The organism is Silvimonas soli (assembly GCF_030035605.1).
In the GTDB taxonomy this organism is placed as follows: Bacteria; Pseudomonadota; Gammaproteobacteria; order Burkholderiales; family Chitinibacteraceae; genus Silvimonas; species Silvimonas soli.
In genome coordinates this window covers 3,983,279-4,003,827 of the sequence record NZ_CP106736.1, presented here as the reverse complement: position 1 = coordinate 4,003,827, position 20,549 = coordinate 3,983,279, and the positions used below count along the sequence as shown (strand labels likewise).

At 57.1% G+C, this 20,549-nt stretch carries 15 protein-coding genes; 11 read left to right on the top strand and 4 right to left on the bottom strand.

Annotation, left to right across the window (positions count from 1 at the left end; genetic code table 11):
• Nucleotides 1-56 precede the first annotated feature (56 nt).
• The 4 genes from mscL to N7220_RS18235 all read right to left on the bottom strand — a co-directional run bounded on the left by mscL (nucleotide 57) and on the right by N7220_RS18235 (nucleotide 4,082).
• Nucleotides 57-488 (bottom strand): large conductance mechanosensitive channel protein MscL, encoded by a 432-nt coding sequence (mscL, locus tag N7220_RS18250; RefSeq protein ID WP_283148957.1) that lies wholly within the window; start codon nucleotides 486-488, stop codon nucleotides 57-59.
• A gap of 104 nt (nucleotides 489-592) precedes the next feature.
• Complete coding sequence (gene rlmM / locus N7220_RS18245) at nucleotides 593-1,642, bottom strand: 23S rRNA (cytidine(2498)-2'-O)-methyltransferase RlmM (protein WP_283148956.1); 1,050 nt, start codon at nucleotides 1,640-1,642, stop codon at nucleotides 593-595.
• A gap of 492 nt (nucleotides 1,643-2,134) precedes the next feature.
• Nucleotides 2,135-2,860: a transmembrane-type terpene cyclase gene (locus N7220_RS18240; protein ID WP_283148955.1), complete on the bottom strand. Its 726-nt coding sequence runs from the start codon at nucleotides 2,858-2,860 to the stop codon at nucleotides 2,135-2,137.
• Nucleotides 2,861-2,906: 46 nt separating this feature from the next.
• Nucleotides 2,907-4,082, bottom strand: a complete 1,176-nt coding sequence (locus N7220_RS18235) for an oxygenase MpaB family protein (RefSeq protein WP_283148954.1) — start codon at nucleotides 4,080-4,082, stop codon at nucleotides 2,907-2,909.
• A 274-nt stretch (nucleotides 4,083-4,356) separates the two neighbouring features.
• On the opposite strand from N7220_RS18235, the gene N7220_RS18230 reads away from it, so the two are divergent.
• From N7220_RS18230 to N7220_RS18180, 11 genes are all read left to right on the top strand, one after another.
• Nucleotides 4,357-7,167, top strand: a complete 2,811-nt coding sequence (locus tag N7220_RS18230; RefSeq protein ID WP_283148953.1) for a hybrid sensor histidine kinase/response regulator — start codon at nucleotides 4,357-4,359, stop codon at nucleotides 7,165-7,167.
• A 199-nt stretch (nucleotides 7,168-7,366) separates the two neighbouring features.
• Complete coding sequence (locus tag N7220_RS18225; RefSeq protein ID WP_283148952.1) at nucleotides 7,367-8,362, top strand: ChbG/HpnK family deacetylase; 996 nt, start codon at nucleotides 7,367-7,369, stop codon at nucleotides 8,360-8,362.
• Nucleotides 8,363-8,561: 199 nt separating this feature from the next.
• A complete protein-coding gene (locus N7220_RS18220) occupies nucleotides 8,562-9,767 on the top strand; it encodes an efflux RND transporter periplasmic adaptor subunit (RefSeq protein ID WP_283148951.1) in 1,206 nt (401 codons plus the stop codon).
• Nucleotides 9,768-9,776: 9 nt separating this feature from the next.
• Nucleotides 9,777-12,929, top strand: coding sequence for an efflux RND transporter permease subunit (locus tag N7220_RS18215; RefSeq protein ID WP_283148950.1), 3,153 nt, complete (start codon nucleotides 9,777-9,779; stop codon nucleotides 12,927-12,929).
• On the top strand, nucleotides 12,922-14,406 hold the full coding sequence (locus N7220_RS18210; RefSeq protein ID WP_283148949.1) for an efflux transporter outer membrane subunit: 1,485 nt from the start codon (nucleotides 12,922-12,924) through the stop codon (nucleotides 14,404-14,406). The genes N7220_RS18215 and N7220_RS18210 overlap by 8 nt, the downstream gene beginning before the upstream one ends.
• 828 nt (nucleotides 14,407-15,234) lie before the next feature.
• The gene (locus N7220_RS18205; protein WP_283148948.1) at nucleotides 15,235-16,164 is read left to right on the top strand and encodes a branched-chain amino acid ABC transporter permease; all 930 of its coding nucleotides are present in this window, start codon (nucleotides 15,235-15,237) and stop codon (nucleotides 16,162-16,164) included.
• A gap of 120 nt (nucleotides 16,165-16,284) precedes the next feature.
• Nucleotides 16,285-17,436, top strand: coding sequence for an ABC transporter permease subunit (locus N7220_RS18200; RefSeq protein ID WP_283148947.1), 1,152 nt, complete (start codon nucleotides 16,285-16,287; stop codon nucleotides 17,434-17,436).
• A complete protein-coding gene (locus N7220_RS18195) occupies nucleotides 17,429-18,199 on the top strand; it encodes an ABC transporter ATP-binding protein (RefSeq protein WP_283148946.1) in 771 nt (256 codons plus the stop codon). Before N7220_RS18200 ends, N7220_RS18195 begins: the two co-directional genes overlap by 8 nt.
• A complete protein-coding gene (locus tag N7220_RS18190) occupies nucleotides 18,196-18,912 on the top strand; it encodes an ABC transporter ATP-binding protein (protein WP_283148945.1) in 717 nt (238 codons plus the stop codon). The genes N7220_RS18195 and N7220_RS18190 overlap by 4 nt, the downstream gene beginning before the upstream one ends.
• A gap of 119 nt (nucleotides 18,913-19,031) precedes the next feature.
• Nucleotides 19,032-19,781 carry a YdcF family protein gene (locus tag N7220_RS18185; protein WP_283148944.1) on the top strand — a complete coding sequence of 250 codons (750 nt, stop codon included), beginning with the start codon at nucleotides 19,032-19,034 and terminating at the stop codon, nucleotides 19,779-19,781.
• Between the two features lie 245 nt (nucleotides 19,782-20,026).
• Nucleotides 20,027-20,458 (top strand): hypothetical protein, encoded by a 432-nt coding sequence (locus N7220_RS18180; RefSeq protein WP_283148943.1) that lies wholly within the window; start codon nucleotides 20,027-20,029, stop codon nucleotides 20,456-20,458.
• The last annotated feature ends 91 nt before the right edge of the window (nucleotides 20,459-20,549 follow it).

Below are 20,549 nucleotides of genomic sequence, written 5' to 3'. Positions count from 1 at the left end.
GCATAAAAAACCGGCAATCGCAGCCGGTTTTTTTCGTGTCCATCAATCTGAACGGATTACTTTTTCTGCAGCAAATCACGAATCTCACGCAGCAATTGCACATCTTCTGGGGTGGGAGCCGGTGCAGCCGCCGCAGCATCCTGCGCGCGCTTCATGCTGTTCAGGCCCTTCACCAGCAAAAACACCGCAAATGCCACGATCACAAAGCTGATTGCAACGTTAATGAAGTTGCCGTAATTGAGTGTCACCGCCCCGGCCTTTTGCGCGGCTTCCAGCGTTGGATACGGGCCGGGCACTTTATCGCTTTCTTTCAACAGCACATACAGATTGGCGAAATCCACCTTGCCCAGAATCAGACCAATCGGCGGCATGATGATGTCTTTGACCAGCGAGTCGACAATCTTGCCGAAAGCGGCACCGATGATCACACCGACGGCCAGATCGACCACATTGCCACGCATGGCAAATTCTTTGAATTCTTTCAACATGAGTGCCTACCCCTGATTTGCTCTGACATGAATATGGCATAAAGGTTAGTCAGTAAGGCGCAAGCCTGTCAAATCTCGCGCCTTTAACCTTTGCCCGCGTCAGATTAGCGACGCGGTGCTTTCAGGCGGGTCAGATAGCAGGTGACCTCTTCGCGATCGTGATAAAGATGCTTTGCCGTCAGTGCGTAACGGACGTGGGCGGCGTTCATGGTCTGGTCGATCAACTCAAAGCAGCGTTCGATTTCTGCCCAGCGTTTTTTCATCGGCAATTTCAGGTTGAACACGGCATGGCGCGCCGTACCACTGGCCAGCCATTTGGCGATCAATTGGGCAATACGTGCCGGTTGTTCGACCATATCGCACACCAGCCAATCCACCGGATGTTGCGGTTTGTATTTGAAACCGTCTTCGCGCATGTGTTTAACGTGCGGGTGAATGGCCATGTCGCCCTTCATCGGGCCGTTATCCACAGCAAACACTTTCAGACCGCGCGCGACCAACTGAAATGTCCAGCCGCCGGGTGCCGCGCCCAGATCCACACCGGTCATGCCGGATTTAAGTAACTGGTCGGCGTCCGGCACCAGCGTCATGAACGCTTCGGACAATTTGAGCGTAGAACGGCTCGGCGCTTCGGACGGCATACGCACACGCGGAATGCCCATCAACCATGGGCTGGCGGCGACTTCCGGATCAACAGAACACACCAGCGCACGCGTCATCGACGGAAAGAACAAATGCAGACGAAAGCGCGCCTTGGGGTCGATCAAGTTACGCTCGTTCAGCGCTTTTTCGACGATGTCGGTAAAGCGGCGGGTAAAACCAGACAACGGCTTGCCGGCATCGCTATCGGGATGTTCCAGCCACACACCGTTAAACGCGCTGATTTTGCTGGATTTGAGCGCATCCAGAATCGGCGTCAGGCGATCTTTCTCACCCAATTGCACATCAGCCAGCACGTGCAGCGTTTGCCGGGCAAAGATCAGCTCTTTGGGTTCAGGCGGATTCGGGTCGGCTTCGCCGCCTTTGCCTGGTTTGAACAGGGCAAAACCGGGTTCGGACTCCCAGCCGCCAGTCTGACCAGAGCGGGCTTCCCACTCCTGGCGGCAATCATTTTCAAACCCGGCCCGGCAGTAAAACAGTAACGCGTGACGCATGGAATCGCTTTCTAATCAAATCATTCAAAGGCGCAGGATACCTGAGTGCTTGATGAAAGCGAAAACTGCTGACGAAGTGAGGGTTTAATCCAGGCTGTTTGGTGGGTTACGCCTGTCGGCCAACCCACCCTATGGCAGTTTGCTTCAAATCCATACGACGCAACCCAGGTTGCAGTGATTTGATTTGGTTGTGGTGCCGGCAAACAATATCGCTGAACACGCCGACCGAGGGGACGCAGGATGCGCGTAAAGGCAACTGGCAAACAGTCTGTTTGTTTCGGCTTTTGACTTTGAGCCCCGTTGGACGCTCGCGTCCCGGGTCGCCTTTTGCTATCCCGGCTTGACGGGACTTTGGGACACCTTTATTTGGCGAAGCAAAGAAAGGTGTCGTGCTCCCCGGCACCCCGGGGCATCAAACGCCTTTAACACCCGTGCCGAAGGCATAACAAAGCAAATCAAGGCCGCAACGGCGGGTTGCAGCCGCCCTAGCAGTCAAATGGCTTGTTGCACTGGCGCCAACACCTGACCACTGCGCAGGCGCAGAAAATATGCGCAGTAACAAGCATCCAGCAGCGTCGAACCCGCGCATAGCACCATCAAGAACACGTCTTGGGGGTAATGCATCACCATAAACACCGATACCAGCAAGGTGCCCAGGCTGCGCAGCCAGGTAATCGTCCACGCATAACCAATCATGGATGGCTGACGGATCAGCAGCACCAGACACAGAATGCTGATGATGAACTGGCAGACATAAGCCGAGCGCGCACCAATGGGCGAATCAATGCCTGACAGTGTCATCCCCCAATACAGCGCCACAAAGAACACCACCGACGAGCACACCACGGCGTAGTAATGGCGCTTGAAAAAGTCCGTATCAAACTGGTTACGCCCCACCCGCAGCACCTGCCAGAAAATGAACAGATCAAAGAACAACCACGCGCGGTAAGTCCAGACCAGAAAAACACCCATATCGGTGCGTAGCGGCACGCCCCAGACAAACTCCCAAGCCAGATTGCTCGCCCCTGCCAGCACGGCCATTTCCACCACGTGGTTGCGTTTGGCCTGCAAGAACACAAAGGCATAGGCCACCACCCACAACAAGCAACCCGCGGCAAAGATGATCAACTGAGGCGTGGTGTAGATGCTGCCATCCACACTGACACTATTGAACAACGCGGCCGGATCATTGGCGCCGCTGGCAATGGAAAACTGCATGGTTGCTCCTTGCGTCTTGCTGTGATTGGTGGGAAAAACCGGAACTTCAAGCCTGACTTGCGGGCGACATCTGTTCCACTGCCGGTGCCGCGTCTTTCGCACCGACCGGTTCCAGCGGGCGATCCGGAATCCGGAATGGCGTGCCCGGATTGGGGCCAGCCCAGTAATGTTGCAAAGCTTCCATTAACGCCTTGCCGTATTCGCCCATAAAACTTTCAGCGGTATGCGAGCTGTGCGCCAGCCGGGTTTTGATGCGGAACACCCAACGCATCAGATCAATCGCCCAACTCCACCAATGTGTTTCGCGCAGGCCGAGATAACCAGCGGCGCGGCGGCCGAGCAGCACGGCCATCAGATCAGGCACCAGCCCGCCAGCGATTTCCGGCAGGTTTTGCTGCAAAAATTGAACGTGGGCCTGTGTCAATAATTGCCCGGCTTTGGATGGACCAAAATTGCGCCGATCCAGCGCCTTCCAGAACACGGCTGCGCTGGCTGCGTCGTCCGGCATGGCTTGGGGCACAATGCCCAGCACGGCGCCGATGGTTTTCCACAGATACAACTGGTCTTCTTCGTCCTGTGCCGAGACGTTTACGCCCAGCACCCGCAAGCCCGCGACCGCTTCCATGGAAAACGCCAGCATGGTGCCAGCGAGTTCTTCCTGATTGATCGGCATGCCCCATTGTTCCGGCCAAGCGTTTTGCGGCCAGCCACGGGCGGCCAGAGCAAAGTGGCGGATCGCTGCGTGCATCAGCCGCACTTTGCGGATAGTCAGCAGACCTTTGCCGCCCGCATCCAGCCCGCCCGGTTCGGCAGCGTTAAGAATAAAGCGCAGGGTTTCTGAAGCGCGGCGTTCAAAGTGACTGGTTAGCTGGCCGGTAGACGCCAGCACCTGCGCGCCGCCCTGCTTGCCGGCATACAACACGGGCAACGAGCGACATAACAAGCTGACGCCGAACTGCAATCCGAATGTGGTAAAAAACTGCTGCGCGCGATGGATGCGCTGCATATCAACGTCTGCAGGCAACTGCGCGGTGGCGCTCAGGTATTGCGCCAGCAGGGGTGGCGTATCGTCCGGCCAGGGCTCGTTGCTTTCGAGGCGGGCGAGGACTTTATTGGCGCTAGCGATATCGCCCTGCTCGATCAACTGCCGGATGCAATCGTCGGCGAGCGGGTCGGCAGTGCGCTTGAGTCCGTCAAGGAACGAGTCACTCCAGTCTTGCATGGCAATCCTGACACGGTAACAAAGCGCCAGATCATAATTATCATTTTTCAAGCTGGCAGCAGAATCATGAAGTTACACTAACAACCTGGGTCAAAAGAGACATATTTTGCGATTTTGTATCTCTTTTGGCGCATGGATACGCCCTGGATACGACAAAACGCGCAGATGGCAGGATACTGCGCGATTGCCTGCAGAAAAATGCCAGCGGCCATATTCAGCCACAGCTTACAATTCGTGCAGCTTCAGCCTGAACAACAGGATTCAGAGACCACAGATGACCACAGGGCAAGCACACGCCACGCATTTGCGTCGGCCCGCGGCGCTACGCTTGCTGTTGCAGGCCCTGTGTCTGTTCGCTCTGCTGCTGACCGCGTTGCCCGCCAGCGCAATCGTCGTCACGCCTGATACACCCGGCGTGGAACTGGATCACGAACTGAAACTCTGGCGCGATCCCAGTCGCAACGCCAGTATTGACCAGGCCGCCAATGCCGCTGCCCAAGGCCAGTTCACCTCGCCACATGGTCTACAACGTTCGCGTGGTTATAGCCGCGATGCCTGGTGGTTCCGCTTTGAATTGCGCAACCCTTCCCCGGCCAAACTCAACAGTTATATCGAGTACACCGACGGTCTGATTGACAGCGTCACGCTCTACACGCGCCCGGCTGGCAGCAATGAGCCCTGGAAGCGCCAGGCTTTTCGCGGTGGCCAGACGGAAGACGCCCGCCCGTTGGCGACTATCCGTCCGGTATTTCGTGAGCCAGTAGCCGCTGGCGTCAGCGAGGATGTCATGGTGCGCGTGCTGTTTAACGAGCACGCCGATATGTCCGGGCCGATTTATTCGGATTTGCGCGTCTGGGGCGAGCAACCGTTTTTCCGCGCCAATTCGCATGAAATGTTCATGATTGGCGGCATGATCGGCATCATGCTGCTGGTGGCCTTTGGCGCATTGACCGGCTTTGCCGCCACCCGCGATAAAGCGTTCCTGTACTACGGTCTTAACCTGCTGATGCTGACGATATCGTTCCACAGTGCAACGGGCGTCTGGCCGCTGCTGCTCTGGAACGGCCATTTCAGCCTCAAGCTATTGTTCTTTTGTAGCGGCATTTACTTCATCTGCGCGGCGCAATTTGTGCGCCATTACCTGCACGTTTCCCGCTTTAGTCCATGGCTGGATAAAGCCCTGCTCTCCATTGTTGCCATTGGTGGCATCAGCAGCGTCGCAGCGCTGGTTGGGCAGGAACAGTTTGCGCTAGAAGCCCTCAATATCGGCGGGATTGGTTTTCTGATCTACATCGCCGCCAGCGTAATGGCGATCCGCAATCGCGTGCCTGGTGCAAAGCTATTTTTGCTGGCGTGGGCCACGTATTCAGTCTCGCTCACGGTAACTTGGGGCTTGCGCGACTACGGTTTGATTGAGCACGACTCGTTCAGTTACCGCTTTATCTTCGTCGGCATTGTCATTGAAATCATGCTGTTCAGCGTGGCGATGGCGTTGCGCGTGCGCGAACTGCGGCGACGTAAAGAAGCTGCCGAATCAGCCTACCGGTTTCATCTGATTGCTGAAGCAGAGCGGCTGGAATCGCTGGTCACGCAGCGCACCGCCGAACTGGAAACCGCCCGCAGCCAGGCCGAAACCGCCAATCACGCCAAAACCACTTTCCTGGCCCATGTCAGCCACGAAATCCGCACCCCGCTGACCGCCATCTTGGGGTACGTCGAGCGTTTCTCGGATGAACGTGATTTGAGTTCGCCGCAAACGCAGTGGCTCTCGCACATTCAGGACAGCGGCGAATACTTGCTGAGTCTGATTGGCAACGTACTGGACGTGAGCAAGCTGGAAGCGGGCCATATCAAGCTGTATGAGACGCCGATGTCGATGGCCGGACTGGTGCGCCAGTTGCATGGGCTGTTTCATGAGCAAGCGGCCCGCAAAGGCGTGGCTTTCGAGATTGTGGCACCTGACAACGGTTGGTTCCGCTTGGATGCGGGCAAGTGGCGCCAGATTCTGGTCAACCTGATTGGCAACGCCATCAAACTGACTGAAGAAGGCAAAGTAGCGATTCATCTGGCACATGAGGCACGCGGCAATAATGGCCATTGGCTGGTCGCCAAAGTCATTGATACCGGACCGGGCATTGCCAATCAGGATTCGCAAGTCATCTTCACCCCGTTTGAGCAAGCTGCGGCCGGGCGTCGTGCCGGTGGCGCCGGTTTGGGCTTGTCCATTTGCCGTGACTTCACCCATTTGATGGGGGGCCATATCGAACTGGATAGCACGCCAGGCCAGGGCACTACGTTTACCGTGCATGTGCCGGTAACTCCGGCCCAGCCAGCCCACGAAAGCACCCGTACCGATTGGCAAGGCGCGCTCACTGGTCGCACTATAATGATTGCCGAAGACCAACCGCTCAATCGGGATTTGCTGAGCGAAATCCTGAATCGCGCCGGTGCGACTGTGCTCAGCGCTGAAGACGGCATAGACGCGATGGGTGTGTGGCGCGGCCAGCCGCATATCGACACCATCCTCGCGGACTTTCACATGCCCTTCATGAACGGCATCCGGCTGGCCCAAAGCCTGCGCAAACTCGGCTTTGCCGGGCAGTTTTATCTGGTCAGCGCCGGGCATTCACCTGATGCGACCGAACTGGCTGCGGCTGGTGTGGATGGTTGGGTGACCAAACCCTTCACCCGTGACCAGTTGCTGCGCACGCTGGTAGAAAAAACCTTGGTCAAGCCCCAGCACGCCATTCCGGCATCACTGGAAGAAGCCGCGGCCGCCCTTGGCTACAGCATGGAAAAAGCCGTTCCGTTTGCCCAGCGCGGGCTCGACCGCATTGGCGTGCTATTGCAAGAACTGGCTGAACAAGAACAGTTATCCGAGCGTAGCCGCCATGCCCACAGCGCCAAAGGCATTGCCGGGCAGATTGGCATGCTCAAGCTGATGCGCGCGCTGGATGCGCTGGAACAAGCGCCTGAAGCCATGCAACTGGCCGTGGCGCAACTGGAGCTGGCCGCCGCCAGCGCCATCCTTGCGCGGCGTGCCCGGCAATTGGCGACCGAGTCGCTAAACGACGAAATCAGTTAAATCCCCGCCCACCGGCGCAGCGTTGGTCCGCTCTTGCGCCATTCACAACACTTGGCCCGCAGCAAATACTGCCTTGTGCAAGTTGTTGTTATCCTCCTGCCCATTGAAGCGTTGAACAGAAGTGAAATAGACGGTTCCCGCAGCCACGCACACTGCCAAGGAACCCGCTCCAACGTTGTACCCCAACGGACCCGCCGCCATGCCCTTGTTGTTTGCACCATCCCGGACGCTTGTTCGTCAGTTTCTGCCCTTCTGCGCGGGCCTGTTATTTGCCACCACCGCAATCGCCACTCCGCTTAGCAGTTGTCTGGGCTTCAAACCTCGGGACAAAGTATTGATTGTTGAAGCGGCCGACGTTGGCATGCAGCCAGATATCGACGCTGCGGCCTTTCGCTTGATTGAAACGGGCACCATCCAGACGCTGGCAATCATGCCGGTGGGAAACGAATCAGACATGGCACTACGCCGCGCCAAAGCCCGTGATCTGGGCGTGGGCGTATCGCTGGCATTGACCAACGAATGGCAAGACAAACTACCCTGGCGCGGGGTACTGCCCGTCCAGAGTGTGCCGTCGCTTTATAACAGTCAGGGCAATTTGTGGCGTACCCCGGCAGAACTGGCGCTGCACGCTACCGAAGAAGATGCTCGCCAGGAATTGCTGGCACAGATTGCCAGGGTAAAAGAAAGTGGCGTCAAGATTACGCATCTGGAATCACGCAATGCATTCTGGCGCGCCAGCCCCATGCTGACCAGGCTGTATTTGTCGCTCGCACAGCAAACCGGCTACCCGGTGGTGACCTCGCTCAGCGAAATGCCTTTAGATAAACAACTGGCCCTGAATCGTAATGGGCAGCGCGCGGGCATTGTTACGCCGGACACCGCCAGCTCGCTGTTCGACGTCACAACCGATAAGCCAGGTGAACGGTTTGACGACTATGGACGTCTGCTACGCTCCTTGCCCGCAGGGATCAATCTACTCAGCATTTACCCGGCACAGAGCAGCGTGGCGGCGCGTACCGCACTGAGTGACTTGCCATTGCGAACGTCAGACTTTGCCATCTGGAGCAACGGGGACATTACCAAAACTGCATTGCAAAACCGAATCCGCTTTTCCAATTTTGCGGCAATGCAGTCTTTACAAGACAAGATCAACGCCGATACCGATGAATGTCTGGCCCAAGCCATCAACCGGTAATTGTTGTATCAACACAACCCATGTCGTAGCGATACAAGATTTCCCCTGACCCACTGCGCAATTGTGTTTTCCCTGGCCTATATATAACGGAGGTGTATTTAGTGCCTTACATACAAACTACGCAGTGCCTGTCTTGCATAAGGCTTTAGACCACACATAGCCTTCGAGATACCGGCATTGCCCTGCCAGGGGAAACTTCGTGTCATCCGGTCGCGCTCTACCACTTGCTGTACCTCTTGCTGTTTCCCTTACCCTGGCTTTCGCGCTAAGCGCCTGCGACAAAAAGGCCGAAGCGCCAAAGCAACCGCCGCCCAAAGTTACCGTGCTGCAATTGCAACCACGGACGCTGGAAACCACCTATGAAACAGTGGGCCAGACCGCAGGCTACCGGCAGATTCAGGTTCGCGCCCGCGTTGAGGGTATCTTGCTGAAGCGCGATTACACGGAAGGCAAGCCGGTTAAAGCCGGTCAATTGATGTTCCAGATCGACCCAGCCACCTACAAAGCCACACTGGATCAAGCTCTCGGTGTGGAAGCGCAGACCAAGGCCGCACTGGATAAAGCCACCGCTGACCGCGACCGGATTATTCCGCTATACAAAGAAAACGCGGTTTCCCGCAAAGATTACGATGACGCCATGGCTGCATATGATTCAGCCAAGGCCAATCTGGATTCTTCCAAAGCCAAATCGGAAGAAGCCCGCATCAACTTGGGCTACACCAACGTGGTCGCGCCCATTGGCGGCATGGCCAGCAAAATCAATTTCTCTGAAGGCAGTCTGGTATCACCAGCCACCAGCAACGGCGGCCTGCTGACCACCATCGACCAGCTTGATCCGCTGTATGCCAATTTCTCGATTTCCGAAACCGACAAGCTCGCTTTGCAGCAGGCCGAAAAACGCGGCGATGTGGTGTTGCCGCAGAACCAACGCTACCCGGTAAAACTTCGGCTCTCTGACGGTACCCTTTACGACCACTCCGGACTGATCGATTTTGCTGACAGCAAGGTTGACCCTACCACCGGCACCATCAGTGGCCGCGCCATCATCCCTAACCCCAGCGGCACCTTGTTACCGGGGCAGTTTGTCCGCGTGTTGATTGGCGGCATCATGCGCAAGAACGCCATCCTGATTCCGCAACGCGCCGTAGTACAGATTCAGGCTGACAAAGCGGTGTTGGTGGTCAATGACAAGAACGTGGTGGAGTCACGAGTAGTACAGCTGGGCAATGCCTATGGCACAGACTTTATCGTCGCCTCTGGATTGAAAGGCAACGAACGCATCGTTGTGGAGGGTGTACTCAAGGCGCGACCGGGCTCACCGGTTGAACCGGTGGATGCCAGTGCTGTTGCAGCGGCCGATGCTCCTGCTGCTGCTGCCGTATCCAACGCTTCCACCGACAAGTAAGGAGCGGTCATGTTCTCGAAGTTCTTTATTGAACGGCCGGTCTTTGCCAGCGTTATCTCCATCATCATCGTGCTGGGTGGCCTTGCGGCCATGAAGTCGCTGCCGATCGAGCAATACCCGCAAATTGTTCCTGCCGTCGTTTCAGTCAGTGCCAATTACCCTGGCGCTTCTCCGCAAGTTATTGCCGAAACCGTTGCCGCACCGATCGAGCAGCAAGTCAACGGTGTGGAAAGCATGCTTTACATGCAGTCGTCCGCCGCTTCCAACGGCGCCATGAACCTGAACGTGTACTTTGCAGTGGGCACAGACCCTGACCTGGCCACCATTAACGTCAACAACCGGGTGCAAGCTGCGATTGCCCAGCTACCGCAAGAGGTCCAGCGCCAGGGTTTGACCGTTAAAAAGAAATCCACGTCCATTCTGGGTTTTGTGACGCTCGATTCCAAAGGCGGTAATCAGGACGCCTCGTTCCTGTCCAACTACGCCACGTTGAACGTGGTGGACGAAATCAAGCGCCTGTCTGGTGTGGGTGACGTATCGATCATTGGCTCGGGCGACTACGCCATGCGCATTTGGTTGCGCCCGGACAAAGTGGCCCAATTGGGACTGACGCCAGCCGATGTGCTGAACGCAATCCAGGAACAGAACCAGCAGTTTGCCGCAGGTAAAATCGGCGCGGAGCCGTCAACCAGCCCGCAAGAATTTACCTATACCGCTTCGGCTAAAGGCCGACTGGAAAGCGTTGAAGAGTTTGGCAACATCATCGTGCGGGCCAATCCAGACGGTTCGCAAACTCGCGTCAAAGACGTTGCCCGCGTCGAACTGGGCTCCAACGCTTACGACGTGGTGGCGAACCACAATGGCAAGCCTTCGGTGGGTATGGCGGTTTACCTGCAGCCAGGTGCCAATGCGTTGTCGGTGATTGAATCCATCCGCAAAAAGATGGACGAGCTCAAGAGCCGCTTTCCGCAAGGGATGAGCTACGACATCCCTTATGACACCACCAAGTTTGTGAAGATCTCGATTGAAGAAGTGCTCCACACGCTATTTGAAGCCATCGTGCTGGTATTTGTGGTGGTGTACATCTTCTTGCAGAACGCCCGCGCCACCTTGATTCCTTGTCTGGCGGTGCCGGTGTCGTTGATTGGTACCTGCGCCGGGATGGCCGCGTTTGGTTTCTCGATCAACTTGTTAACCTTGTTCGGGATGGTGCTGGCGATCGGTATCGTGGTGGATGACGCGATCGTGGTGCTCGAAAACGTCGAACGTATCATGACCACCGAGAAGCTCTCGCCAAAAGATGCCGCCATCAAGGCCATGGATGAGGTCTCTGGCCCGGTGGTCGCCATTGTGCTGGTGCTGTGCTCGGTGTTCTTGCCCGTGGCCTTCATGGGTGGCATGACCGGCGTGATGTACAAACAGTTCGCAGTGACAATCGCCGTATCGGTGGTCATTTCCGGCATTGTGGCGCTGACGCTCACCCCTGCTTTGTGCGCGCTGATTCTTAAACCCACCCACCATGAGCCGAACCGCTTCTTCCGCTGGTTTAACCGCAACTTTGATAAGGTGACCAATAGCTACGTGGGGGGCGTGGCGTTTCTAAACCGGCGTGTTGGCGTGGCTTTCCTCATCTTTGGTGCGATGATCGTTCTGCTGTTGGTGCTGTTCAAAACGGTTCCTGGCGGTTTGGTCCCAGACGAAGATCAAGGCTACCTGATGGTGGTACCAATCATGCCTGATGCCGCATCGCTGTCGCGCACCGAGACAGTGACCAAGCAGTTGGATACCGCCCTGTTGAAAGATAAATCAGTCGCCGAGGCACTTACCTTCAGTGGCTTTGACGTTATCTCGGGTACATATCGCTCCAACGCCGCAACCAGCTTTGTGACACTGAAAGACTGGAAAGAACGTGAAGGGAAAGGTGAAGATTCGTTCTCGCTGGCACGCAAAGTGATGTTCGCTGGCGCACGCATCAAAGACGCCATCGTGTTGGCGTTCAACCCTCCTCCCATTACCGGCATGTCCACTACCGGTGGCCTGGAGGCGTATATCCAGAGTCGCGGCACCACTGATCCGGCAGCGATTGAGCAAACCATTCAGGCCTATCTGGAGGCAGCGAAGAAACGGCCGGAATTTGCCACGGTCAGCACCACGTATCGCGCCACCGTGCCGCAAATGTTCTTTGATCTGGATCGCGACAAAGCCAAGACACTGGGTGTGCCGGTTAACCAGGTATTCAACACTTTGGCGGCGACTTTCGGCTCGCAATACGTTAATGACTTCAACCTGTTTGGCCGGACTTACAAAGTGCAGTTGCAGTCTGAGGCAGACTTCCGCTCGCAGCCAGACGACATTCGGAACGTCTTTGTGCGCTCCGCTAGTGGCGAGATGATTCCGCTCAGTTCACTGGTCAAAGTGCGTCCGATTGTCGGGCCAGAACTGGTTGAGCGTTTCAACGTCTTTTCCGCCGGTAAGGTCATGCTGACGCCAGCGCCCGGTGTTTCCAGCGGTCAGGCCATTGCAGCGGCTGAAGAAATAGCCGCGCAAACGCTGAGCGGCGATTATTCGCTTGCCTGGATGGGTAGTGCTTACCAGGAAAAACTGGCGGGCGGCACCTCGGCGCAAGCGTTTATCTTCGGGATCATCATGGTGTTCCTGATCCTGGCCGCGCAGTATGAACGCTGGACCTTGCCGATTGCGGTGATCACAGCTGTGCCGTTCGGGCTGTTTGGCGCACTGATCGCGGTGTGGGCGACCGGCTTGACCAACGACGTGTACTTCCAGATTGGCTTGGTGACGCTGATCGGCCTGTCGGCGAAGAACGCCATCTTGATTGTCGAGTTTGCGGTAGAGAAACATCAGGAGGGCATGAGCTTGCTGGATGCTGCGCTTGAATCCGCGCGATTACGGTTCCGGCCAATTGTAATGACCTCGCTCGCCTTCATTCTGGGTTGCGTGCCATTGGTAACTTCAACGGGCGCCGGCTCGGCCAGCCGGCACTCGATTGGTACCGGGGTGATTGGCGGGATGCTGGCAGCGACATGCCTTGCGACCTTCTTCGTTCCGCTGTTCTTCCGGCTGATCATGGGTTTGGGGAGCAAGAAAAAGAAGGCAGAACCGGCCACACCTGCACTCGAAAGCCATGGGGTGGATCATGAATAAGCCCTCCCTCGTGTTGTTAACCAAACCTTTGCGCACTGCCCTGCTGGGTGCGCTGATCGCCACCGCCCTGCCCGGCTGCGCCTTCTTCCAGCCAGACAAATCGACCCCGGTTTCCGAGCTGCCAGCCGACAGCGCAATGCAGCAAGACAACAGCTGGATCGACCAACATTGGTGGAACCAGTTTGGTGACCCGCTACTGGAGCAATTGATCACCACGGCGCGTCAGAACAACCAGAACCTGGCGCAAGCCGCGGCACGGGTTGATCAGGCGCGCGCGGTGGTCGGTATCAACTCGTCAGCGCAGTTACCGCAATTGAATGCTGCTGCGGGTGGTTCACGGCAAAAAGCCTCAGATAGAGGCCCATCATTTGCGCTTGGGACGTACAACGACTACCAAGTGGCCGCTTCTGCCAGTTGGGAGATCGATTTGTGGGGCCGTCTGGCCAATCAGACGGAGGCCGCCAGGCGTGATCTGCTGGCCGCGCAATACAACCAGGATGCCGTGATTCTGGCGCTGGATGCAGAAGTCGCGCAGACGTATTTCAACTTGCTGGCTCTGGATGGCCAGTTGCAAATTGCCCGCGACACCATTCATTCGCGCGTTGAGAGCTACGACCTGCAGACCAAGCGCTTCAAGGGTGGTCTGATTTCAGAACTGGATGTGCGCCAGTCCGAGGCCGAGTTGAATACCGCGCAGGCCACCGAGCCTAATCTGGTCGGAGAAATTGCCCAGACTGAATCGGCGCTGGCGGTGTTGTTGGGTCAAAGCCCCAAAGACATCGTGCAGACGCTGCCGCCACGTGGCAAACGGATCGAGGAGATCGGCCATCCACCGACGATCCCCGCTGGCTTGCCATCTGACCTGCTACTGCGTCGTCCCGACATTCAGCAAGCCGAGGCGAGTTTGATCGCGGCGCGCGCGCGGGTCGAAGCAGCGCGGGCGGGGTATTTCCCGACGGTGAGCCTGACCGGTTTAGCGGGGGTGGAAAGCCTGGCGTTTGGCAATTTGTTTACGGGTGCCGCCAAGACCTGGTCGTTTGCAGGCGACCTGGCCATGCCTTTGTTCAACGGTGGGTTAACGGCGGCACAGGTAGATCAAGCCCGAGCCGTGGAGCGTGAAGCGCTTGCCGGATATCGCGGTGCTGTGCAAAACGCCTTTGGCGACGTGCGTGGTGCGTTAGTGGTGAACAACCAGGCGGCGAAGGTGACCCAAGCACAGAATGCGAAAGTGATCGCCCTGACCCGCCAGCTGCACTTGGCTACTTTGCGGTACGACAACGGTTATTCCAGCTATCTGGACGTCCTGGACACCGAACGCAATCTGTTCGATGCCCGGCTCTCGCTGGTACAGGCGCAACTGGCCGAGCTGAATGACCGGGTCGCGTTGTACAAAGCGGTGGGTGGCGGCTGGCAGATTCAAGCCAGTGGCGGCACTCCGGTGGCCAGCAACACCGAGAAAGCCCCGGCTACGCCGTAGTTGAAAGTGTTGTTTGCGTGCAAGTGAGGAATCCGGCTGTCGGCGTGCCATACAAACAGTGGGTGTTTGTATGGCTACCCGGCTGGCCGGATTTTTTGTTTTGCAGGGTTTGAAGTCGCGCCCTTGTTTGGTGCAAACAACCGCAATTAACGATGCGCCCTGGCTATCTATTGAACGGATTTCCGCGCCGTTAACATGAAGTTGGGCAGTTGCGGGCTGCGCAAACCCGTCGCCGGATCCGCAAAGCGACCTGCCGGGCGAAGCTGAACAGACACAAGCCAGGAACCCGATGATGCGTGGTGCCCATAGATTGCGGCGTCGCTCCCTCTGTGCGCGGATCGTTCAGTTCAGCAAACTCTCTCGCTCCCCGTTCACCTGGATGTGCCCTGTATCAGGCACACATCCTGCTTCGTTATCTTTCAGCAGCAATCTCACCAACAATCCTTACCGCTGCTGTTTATCCTCGCCCAACCCGGCCTTGCACCAATTCTGTGAACCACACCCCACACCGAGCCGCAGCAAGTTTGCGCGCGGCTCGGGGAATATGTCACAAAGGCATAACTAAAGACTTGACTGTAAGGGAAAGCAGCAGGTGTTCGCTAAAAACTGACACAGGTAAGGTTGACCGCAGCAACTGTTATGGTTGATTTCGTAACTGACTGCACCCTTTTCACGAAGGCAACCACCGTGGGATCGCATCGAAACCCGAACTCCAACGCCACAAGCGACGGACCGGCCATTTCGCCAGCGGCTCCATAAGCGCCAGGTCCACAGGTTCATTCGCAAGTTTTGCCAGCAAGCCCAAGCAGTCATCGGAGATGAAACAAAGTGGACATTTTTTTACAACAAATCATCAATGGCCTGGTGATCGGCAGCATCTATGCCTTGATCGCGCTGGGTTACACGATGGTGTACGGCATCATGCAACTGATCAATTTTGCTCACGGCGAGATTGTGATGTTCGGCGCCATGGTCACCATTACCTGCATTAACGTGCTGGTTGGTCACAACATTCATTTACCAGGCCCGCTGATGTTACTGGCGGGCCTTTTGATGGCGATTCCGGTTTCCATGCTGCTGGGGTTTGCAGTGGAACGCATCGCCTACCGGCCCTTGCGCCGCGCGCCACGGCTGGCTCCGTTGATTACCGCCATTGGCGTGTCGATTGTGCTGCAGCAGGTGGCCAGCCTGATCTGGGGCCGCAGCTACCGCCCTTTCCCGGAAATCCTGCCGCAAACCGTGCATGACTTTTACGGCGCCGCGATTACCGATCTGCAAGTGGCCATCATCATTCTGGCCATTGTATTGATGGGTGGGCTGTTCTTCATGATCGAGCGCACCAAGCTGGGCCGCGCCATGCGGGCTACAGCGCAGAACCCGGAAGTCGCCGGGCTGATGGGCGTGAACATCAACAGCATTATTTCGATGACCTTTATCACCGGCTCGGCGCTCGGCGCGGTGGCTGGCGTAATGGTCGCCGCCAATTACGATCAGGCTCACCCTTATATGGGCTTTTTGATTGGCTTGAAAGCGTTTACCGCAGCCGTGCTGGGCGGGATCGGCAATCTGCAGGGCGCGGTATTGGGTGGCATCACCCTTGGCATTATCGAAAGTCTGGGCTCGGGTTATCTGGGTGACCTTACTGGCGGGTTCCTCGGCAGTAACTATAAGGACATCTTTGCCTTCCTGGTGCTGATCCTGGTGCTGGTATTCCGTCCGTCCGGCCTGCTGGGCGAGCGCGTCGCAGAACGCGCGTAACTTTACGTAGGGTGCGCACTTGTGCGCACCGATGGCCCCAGCAAGATAAACATTTATCGGCATTGAACGCGTTCGCATGCAAAGCATGCAAACCCTACGCGGCCATTAAGGATATTGGATATGGCTTTTGCTTTTCTAAAAACACCCCGCCAACGGCAAATTGCGCTGTTCATTTTTGTGGCGTTTTTGCTGGTGCTGCCGTGGATACTCGGCGTCAGCTTTACCAGCGGCAAATCGTGGATACGCGCGGTGGACTTCGCGCTGCTGTACATCATGCTGGCGCTGGGCCTGAACATTGTGGTGGGTTTTGCCGGGCTGCTGGACTTGGGCTATATCGCGTTTTATGCGGTGGGCGCCTATATGTATGCCATCTTCAATTCTCCGCAGTTGCAGGCAGTGATGCCGCTGTGGCTACAGCATCCGCCGTTTCTGATCATGATCGTGATTTGCGGCGTGGTGGCGTGCGTGTTCGGCTTTATCCTGGGTACGCCAACGCTCAAACTGCGCGGCGATTATCTGGCGATTGTGACGCTGGGTTTTGGCGAGATCGTGCGGATCTTCATGAATAACCTGGACCGCCCGATCAACATCACCAACGGCCCGCAAGGCATCAACAATATCGATCCAGTGCACTTCTTTGGCTACACGCTGGGCAAGCCGATTGATTTTCTCGGTGTGCGCTTCGAGATGGTGTACTCGTACTACTACCTGATCCTGGCGTTCTGCTGCCTGATCATCTTTGTCACCAGCCGGTTGCAGCATTCGCGCATTGGCCGGGCCTGGGTGGCGATTCGCGAAGACGAAATTGCCGCCAACGCCATGGGCATCAACACCCGCAATGTGAAGTTGCTGGCGTTTGCGATGGGCGCGTCGTTTGGTGGCGTGTCTGGCGCGCTGTTTGCCAGCTTCCAGGGCTTTGTCAGCCCGGAATCGTTCGTGCTGATGGAATCCATCATGGTGTTGTGCATGGTGGTGCTGGGCGGCATGGGCAATATCCCCGGTGTGATTCTGGGGGCGATTCTGGTGTCGATCGTGCCGGAAATCCTGCGAGATGTGATCAACCCGCTGCAGGAAGGCTTGTTTGGCCGCCGCATCGTCGACCCGGAAAACCTGCGCATGCTGCTGTTCGGTTTGGCCATGATCATCATCATGCTGATCCGCCCGGAAGGCTTGTGGCCATCACGCCGCCGTCGCGCCGAGCTGCACCCGACGGCCGAAATTGCTGAACAAGAGAAGTCCGATTTACAGGACGCGGAGCACGCTCATGGCTGAAACACTGCTGAGTATTGAAGGCATTCACAAACGCTTTGGCGGCTTGCATGCACTGAACGATGTGGGCCTGACCATCAACAAGGGCGAAATTTACGGGCTGATCGGGCCGAATGGCGCGGGCAAAACCACGCTGTTCAACGTGCTCACCGGCCTGTATCAACCGGATGAAGGCAAATTCACTTTTAACGGGATCGATCTGTTCCGCCAGAAACCCTATGTGGTGGTGGAAAGCGGCATTGCGCGTACCTTCCAGAATATTCGGCTGTTTGCCAATATGACCGCGCTGGAAAACGTCATGGTCGGTCAACACGTACGGACAAAATCCGGCGTGTTTGGCGCGGTGTTCCGTGGCCCGAAAACGCGAGCGGAAGAAGCGTCGATCAAAGCACGGGCGCAAGAATTGTTGCGCTATGTGGGCATTGACAAACACGCCGATGAAACCGCGCGCAACTTGTCTTATGGCGATCAGCGGCGGCTGGAAATTGCCCGCGCGCTGGGCACCAACCCTACCCTGCTGGCACTGGACGAACCCGCCGCCGGCATGAACCCGAAAGAAACCGTGGCATTGAAAGCGCTGCTGGAGAAAATCCGTGGCGACGGCATTACCGTGCTGCTGATCGAACACGATGTAAAACTGATGATGGGGCTGTGTGATCGTATTGCCGTGCTCGATTACGGCAAAAAGATCGCCGAAGGCGTGCCGGCAGAAGTCAAAAGCAACCCGCGCGTGGTCGAAGCATATCTTGGAGTAGCCCCGGAATGACCACCCCGCTGTTGCAAGTGAAAGACCTGAAAGTGGCCTACGGCGGCATCCAGGCCGTGAAAGGCATTGATCTGGAAATCAACAAGGGCGAACTGGTGGCGCTGATTGGTGCCAACGGCGCTGGCAAAACCACCACGCTCAAAACCCTGGTCGGCATGCTCAAGCCTGCGGGTGGCCAGATTATTTATGACGGCCAGCCGACGCTCAAACTGCCGTCGTTTGCCTACGTGAAACATGGCCTGGCGATGGTGCCGGAAGGTCGCGGGATCTTCTCGCGGCTCACGGTCGAAGAAAACCTGCAAATGGGAGCCTATACCCGCAACGACAAACCCGAGATCGCTACTGATCTGGAGAAAGTCTACGGGCTATTTCCGCGCCTGAAAGAGCGGCAGAAACAGCTGGCGGGAACGTTATCTGGTGGCGAACAACAGATGGTGGCGATGGGCCGCGCCATCATGAGCCGCCCCAAATTGCTGTTGCTGGATGAGCCCTCGATGGGTTTGGCACCGATCATCGTGCAGAAGATTTTCGAGATCATCCGCATGATCGCGGCCGAAGGGGTAACCATGCTGCTGGTGGAGCAAAACGCCAAGCTCGCGCTGCAAACCGCCAATCGTGGCTATGTCATGGAATCGGGCAAGATCACCCTGGCTGATACCGCACAGAATCTGCTGGCCAACGAGAGTATCCAGCACGCTTATCTGGGCGAGTAGCTGGTAACAGGCGTGGTCATTGCCACAAGCCTGAACGGGTCGCATCATGCGGCCCGTTTGCTTTGCGGCTTGCCTCACGGCATGCTTTGCCCACTTTGCACCACCAACCCGATCTCGCCATGACCAACCCCGCATTCCTGATCAAAAACAGTCTTGCTGCGCTGATGTTGCCACCGGGCTGCATTATCCTGCTCGGGCTGGTCAGCCTGTGGCTGTGGCATCGTCGCCCACGTCTGGCGCGTGGCTTGCTGGCGGCGAATCTGCTGGTACTGTGGGCCATTTCCACACCCGTGGTCAGCAAAGCATTAACGGCATCGCTGGAACCGCCGCCAATCTCCCCCGCCGCACTGGCCCAAGTGGATGCGATCGTGTGCCTGGGCGGTGGCACCTTGTTTGGCGCACTGCAAAACCCGGACGAACGCGACGTTAATGGCACCACCGCCGAACGTGTGCGTTACGCCGCGCGCCTGGCTCGCAGCACTGGCAAACCGCTGGCCGTGACCGGTGGCGCGGTGTTCCAGGAAGCGCTGAGCGAAGGCGAATTGATGGCGCGCGTACTGCGACAGGATTACGGCATGACGCCAGTCTGGATAGAAAGCCAGGCCGCCGACACCAGTGACAACGCGGTATTCCTCGCCAAAAAGATGCTGCCGCAATATCGCCGAATCGCCCTGGTATCCAGCGCCTGGCATTTGCCGCGCGCTGCGCAAGTGTTCACCAAGGCTGGATTCATGGTGACGCTGGCGCCAACGTCATACCAGACCCAACGCCCGTTCACGCTGCTGGAATTGCTGCCCGACGCACCATCGCTCACTGCCAGTTACTGGGCGCTTCACGAGCGAGTCGGCATGCTGTGGTACAGCCGGTAAGTGTTCTGCCCGATATTCTCCGTTACATGACGTGTTTGCTTTCGCCGGTGTGCCCTGGCTTTCGCCGGTCCGCGCACTAGACTAGGCATATAAACCCTGGTCGAGCAGGTTGCAACGGTCACCTTTTGATGTGCGCAGAGCTCGCCCTTTCGCCAACAGCCCTTGGCAGACCGTAGTAACAAACGGGGGGAGTCAAGATGTGCGTCAATAAACATTGCGGTGGTGCCCCCCGCATCAGATTGTCCATGTTGGCACTGGGGCCAGTATTCTCCAGCCTGCTTGCCCAGGCCCAAGTGCTTTTGCCCAGCAGCAGCGGTGCCACCGTCGACCTGGATAACAACTATCCGGGGCAGGCCAGTTTTGCGGTTGGGCCGACCACCAGTATTGTCAACGCGGGCATCGCAGTCTCTGGTGACAACACACAGGACTGGCAATTCATCAATTACGGCAGCGTTTTGAATAACGCCACGATCCAAGCCTCGGCACTGCAACTGGGGAGCCTTGACCGGATTACCGGCGGCGTGACAACCAGGGTGGATAACTACGGCACCATCCAGTCAAATGCCGCTAATAGTGGCGGGCCATCTGGCATCCAGTTCACCAATGGTGGTGTCGTTTACAACTACGTAGGCGCAGTGATCTCGGGCCCGGACGGCATACATACCGATAACGGCTAAATTGAGGTTTATAACTCGGGCCAGATCAATTCGACCCAATCGTCTGCAATTTATTCGGGCCGTGGCGCTTTGGTCGAAAACCTTCAAGGCG

Bases quoted from the DNA above. Each gene is read 5' to 3' on its own strand.
- N7220_RS18215 (WP_283148950.1), top strand. From the start codon at position 9,777: ATGTTCTCGAAGTTCTTTATTGAACGGCCGGTCTTTGCCAGCGTTATC.
- N7220_RS18240 (WP_283148955.1), bottom strand. From the start codon at position 2,860: ATGCAGTTTTCCATTGCCAGCGGCGCCAATGATCCGGCCGCGTTGTTC.
- N7220_RS18225 (WP_283148952.1), top strand. From the start codon at position 7,367: ATGCCCTTGTTGTTTGCACCATCCCGGACGCTTGTTCGTCAGTTTCTG.
- mscL (WP_283148957.1), bottom strand. From the start codon at position 488: ATGTTGAAAGAATTCAAAGAATTTGCCATGCGTGGCAATGTGGTCGAT.
- N7220_RS18185 (WP_283148944.1), top strand. From the start codon at position 19,032: ATGACCAACCCCGCATTCCTGATCAAAAACAGTCTTGCTGCGCTGATG.
- N7220_RS18180 (WP_283148943.1), top strand. From the start codon at position 20,027: ATGTTGGCACTGGGGCCAGTATTCTCCAGCCTGCTTGCCCAGGCCCAA.
- N7220_RS18190 (WP_283148945.1), top strand. From the start codon at position 18,196: ATGACCACCCCGCTGTTGCAAGTGAAAGACCTGAAAGTGGCCTACGGC.
- rlmM (WP_283148956.1), bottom strand. From the start codon at position 1,642: ATGCGTCACGCGTTACTGTTTTACTGCCGGGCCGGGTTTGAAAATGAT.
- N7220_RS18195 (WP_283148946.1), top strand. From the start codon at position 17,429: ATGGCTGAAACACTGCTGAGTATTGAAGGCATTCACAAACGCTTTGGC.
- N7220_RS18200 (WP_283148947.1), top strand. From the start codon at position 16,285: ATGGCTTTTGCTTTTCTAAAAACACCCCGCCAACGGCAAATTGCGCTG.
- N7220_RS18230 (WP_283148953.1), top strand. From the start codon at position 4,357: ATGACCACAGGGCAAGCACACGCCACGCATTTGCGTCGGCCCGCGGCG.
- N7220_RS18210 (WP_283148949.1), top strand. From the start codon at position 12,922: ATGAATAAGCCCTCCCTCGTGTTGTTAACCAAACCTTTGCGCACTGCC.
- N7220_RS18235 (WP_283148954.1), bottom strand. From the start codon at position 4,082: ATGCAAGACTGGAGTGACTCGTTCCTTGACGGACTCAAGCGCACTGCC.